This is a genomic window from Pricia sp. (assembly GCF_041745955.1).
GTDB lineage: Bacteria > Bacteroidota > Bacteroidia > Flavobacteriales > Flavobacteriaceae > Pricia.
Genome location: NZ_JBGTHY010000240.1, coordinates 1 through 3,917, shown reverse-complemented (window position 1 = coordinate 3,917; position 3,917 = coordinate 1). Strand labels below are relative to the sequence as shown.

Sequence of the window (3,917 nt, the reverse complement as noted above, 5' to 3'; positions counted from 1 at the left end):
TTGATAAACTGTGGGAACGCCAAGCATGGAGTTCCTATGGATAACTGGTGGTCGACATAAACTGCGGCCGTAGAGAATAACAAAGAAAATGAAAAATAACTACTATGCCGTTTTAATGGCCGGTGGGGTCGGATCCCGATTTTGGCCGGTGAGCACATCCTCGTATCCCAAACAGTTTCACGATATGTTGGGTACTGGCGATACGTTGATACAGAAGACTTTTAAGCGATTAACTACCTTCGTTCCGACGGAAAACATCCTCATTTTGACCAATGAGCGGTACAACGATTTGGTGCTGGAACAGTTGCCGAAGGTGCGGCAAGAACAAGTCGTCTTAGAGCCTGCCATGCGCAATACCGCCCCATGCATTTTGTATGCCGCCTTAAAAATCCAAAAAATGGACCCTGATGCGGTGATGATCGTCGCCCCTAGCGATCATTGGATCGAAAACGAAGAGGCTTTTGCCAAAGACGTTACCGCCTGTTTCGAAAAGTGTGAGACCGAAGAGATACTCTGTACCTTGGGCATCAAACCCTCCTTTCCCAATACCGGTTTTGGATATATCGAATATGAGAAAGATGGCGGCCCGAAACGTTCGGGCCTCAAGAAAGTCCACCAATTCCGTGAAAAACCGGATTATGGCACCGCCAAGGAATTCTTGGCCCAAGGCAATTTTTTATGGAACGCAGGTATTTTCATGTGGGGCGTGAACACCATCGTGAACGCGTTTAAAAAATACCAGCCCGAGCAATATGCGCTATTCGAATCTGGGATATCTTCCTACAATACTTCGAAAGAATCTACGTTTATTCAAGAGCATTACCCGTTAGCGGAAAACATATCTATCGATTACGCTATTTTAGAAAATTCGAAGTCCATCTACGTGCTTCCGGCGACCTTTGATTGGAACGATCTGGGCACTTGGGGCTCCTTGTACGACAAATTGGATAAAGACGAAAGCAACCATGCCATTGTGAACGCAAAGGTGATTTCCGAGGATGCATTTGGCAATATGATCCGTTCCCCCAAGGATAAAATCGTGGTCATCGATGGCCTCAAGGATTATATTATTGTTGATAATGACGATGTTCTTTTGATCTATCCCAAATCAAAGGAGCAGGACATCAAAAAAGTGCTGAACAGGGTAAAGGATGCATTCGGGGATAGTTACACCTAGAGACAGTTTTAAAACATGAACGAATATCGTAACCAGGATAATATCACCCCGACCAAAGGTCCTTCGGGGAGCAAGGAAGAAGTAAAAAAGGATTTTAAGGGACTGCTGGAAAGTACGAAAGCCTTTCTGCTGGAACTCCTGGATATTCGCACCAATACCGACCAAGAAGCTACCAAAGTAGCCATTGTTGCCGATATTCCCTTTAGGGGCCATACCTCTTGGATCCTCATCTGTTCGATATTCATTGCCTCCATTGGTCTAAATGCCAATTCTACGGCCGTAGTGATCGGGGCGATGTTGATTTCCCCGCTTATGGGTCCGATATTAGGTCTGGGCATGTCATTGGCCATCAATGATGTCGATACCCTGCGGCGCTCGTTGAAAAATTTTGCCATCATGGTGGTGTTGAGTGTGCTGACAGCTTATTTGTTCTTCGCTGTTTTTCCCATTCGTGATGAGTCCTCTGAACTCCTGGCACGGACAGCGCCGGATATCCGGGATGTACTTATCGCTTTTTTTGGCGGCTTGGCACTGGTCATCGCACGTGCCAAGAAAGGAACTATTGCCAGTGTTATTTTTGGGGTCGCCATAGCCACCGCATTAATGCCGCCCCTGTGTACCGTAGGTTTTGGTATCGCGATCGGTAATTGGGACTACGCGTGGGGCGCGTTGTACCTATTTACGATCAATACGATTTTTATTGCCCTCGCTACATTTTTGGTCATTAAATTTCTACGCTTTCCTATGGTTCGGTATGCCAATTCGCAGAAACGGAGAATGACCGCCCGAATCGCGTCGGCTATTGCCGTGCTGGTCATGATACCTGCCGGTTATACATTTTTCAAGGCTCTTAAAGTGTCAAGTTTCAGTAATCAGGCACAACAGTTTATCAATCAAAAAGTAGCACCCTACCAATTTTCCGAGGGTGGCCGTTTTATGGACAATTTTACCGACATTCAATATAATGACGGTGTCGATCCGTTTATAGAACTTGTTTTTATGGGGGATGAGGTGATCCCCGAAAATATTATCGCGACTTGGGAAAAACAAAAAAACGATGAGTTTCCTAAACTCAGGGATACCGAGCTTCATATCATTCAGGGATCTAAAAACGAGCAGGTCGATCAGCTCAGATACGTCAATGAACTCTACGAATCGCAAAAGAACCAACTCATGGGCAAGGACGATAAAATCGCCTTTTTGGAAACGGAACTAACGCGTTTTAAAAAGTCCGCTTCCAAACAGATTCCTTTTCGCGATATCAGCGCGGAGGCCAAGGCAAACTATGAAAATTTGGTTGCGTTGGAATATGGAAATGCCCTAAGGACCGATTTCAATAAAATCGACACCCTATCCGTTTTTCAGGTGCAATGGGCACCCGGTCTGGGGGCAGGGAGAATATCCGCAGAAAACAAAAGGTTGCATCACTGGCTGAAGATTCGATTGAAGGATAGTACCGTTCAACTTCGGGAGTAGTATCCGATAAAACCTTTTCTTTTTTGCTCTTCAGGCACCAATTTCACATTTATTTTTGGAATTTGGGATTTGGAATTTCGTTCTTGGGATTTTCTAAGCTCTAGTTCCGCTCCTCAATATACATCTGCCGCACTTTTTCGAAGAGTTCGGAAGAATATACAAAATCGGTAACGGCCTCATTATCGGTCTTGAAGATTTCATGTTTGGTGCCTTCCCATTCCTTTATCCCATCCTTTAAAAAAATAATTTTTTCCCCGATTTCCATGACCGAATTCATATCGTGGGTGTTGATAACGGTAGTAATATCATATTCTTCGGTTATTTCTTGGATCAGGTTGTCAATCAGGGTAGCGGTTTTGGGATCTAATCCCGAATTGGGCTCATCGCAAAAAAGATATTTTGGGTTCATGACTATGGCCCTTGCAATGGCGACCCTTTTCTGCATCCCGCCCGATATCTGTGAGGGAAACCTATCGTAGGCTTCCGTAAGGTTGACCCGTTTTAGCACGAAATCGACCCGATCTTGTTTCTCCGATTTTGATTGTTTGGTGAACATTTCCAACGGAAACCTGACATTGCCTTCCACGGTCATGGAATCGAACAGTGCGCTTCCTTGAAAAACCATCCCCATCTCTTGGCGTAGGTCGCGGCGCTCATCTCCCGAAAGCTTCGAATAATCCCTTCCATCGTAAGAAATGCTTCCTTCCTCGGGACTAAAAAGCCCGAGTAGACATTTTAGGAAAACGGTTTTTCCCGAGCCACTTTGGCCGATGATCAGATTGGTCTTTCCTTTTTTAAAAGTCGTGCTGATTCCCTTTAATACTTGTGTATCGCCAAAAGATTTGTGTATATCGTTTACTTCGATCATTAGTTCAATAGCAATTGGGTGAGTATGTAGTTCATGACGACGATAAAAACGCTTGTCCAAACAAAGGCAGTCGTACTGGCTTTGCCCACTTCCAATGCTCCGCCCTTCATGTAGAAACCATGATATGAAGGTACGGTGGCCAATATCCATGCAAAGACCAATGTTTTGATAAATGCGTAGAGCACTTGATAGGGTATAAAGTCGATCTGTAGGCCTTCGCTGAATTCTGCACTGGTCAAAAACCCGCCAAAAACCCCGGCGATCCATCCGCCTACGATGCCTACGAACATAGAGATAGCGATAACAAAGGGATAGAAAAGCATGGCCACGATTTTTGGGAAAACCAAATAGTTCAGGGCGTTCACCCCCATAACCTCCAAAGCGTCGATCTGTTCG

The 3,917-nt window shown here is 45.1% G+C and carries 4 protein-coding genes; 2 read left to right on the top strand and 2 right to left on the bottom strand.

Translation table 11 applies throughout. The features are described from left to right. Positions 1–88: 88 nt before the first annotated feature. Both ACEW8S_RS08690 and ACEW8S_RS08685 read left to right on the top strand, forming a co-directional pair. The gene (locus ACEW8S_RS08690; RefSeq protein ID WP_373517765.1) at positions 89–1,177 is read left to right on the top strand and encodes a mannose-1-phosphate guanylyltransferase; all 1,089 of its coding nucleotides are present in this window, start codon (positions 89–91) and stop codon (positions 1,175–1,177) included. Between the two features lie 15 nt (positions 1,178–1,192). After that, complete coding sequence (locus ACEW8S_RS08685; protein WP_373517764.1) at positions 1,193–2,653, top strand: DUF389 domain-containing protein; 1,461 nt, start codon at positions 1,193–1,195, stop codon at positions 2,651–2,653. A 100-nt stretch (positions 2,654–2,753) separates the two neighbouring features. Here the strand turns inward: ACEW8S_RS08685 and ACEW8S_RS08680 are convergent, their stop codons facing one another. Continuing rightward, positions 2,754–3,521 carry an ABC transporter ATP-binding protein gene (locus ACEW8S_RS08680; protein ID WP_373517763.1) on the bottom strand — a complete coding sequence of 256 codons (768 nt, stop codon included), beginning with the start codon at positions 3,519–3,521 and terminating at the stop codon, positions 2,754–2,756. Further along, on the bottom strand, positions 3,521–3,917 hold a 397-nt coding region (locus tag ACEW8S_RS08675; protein WP_373517762.1), incomplete at its 5' end, for an MlaE family ABC transporter permease. The genes ACEW8S_RS08675 and ACEW8S_RS08680, both read right to left, overlap by 1 nt.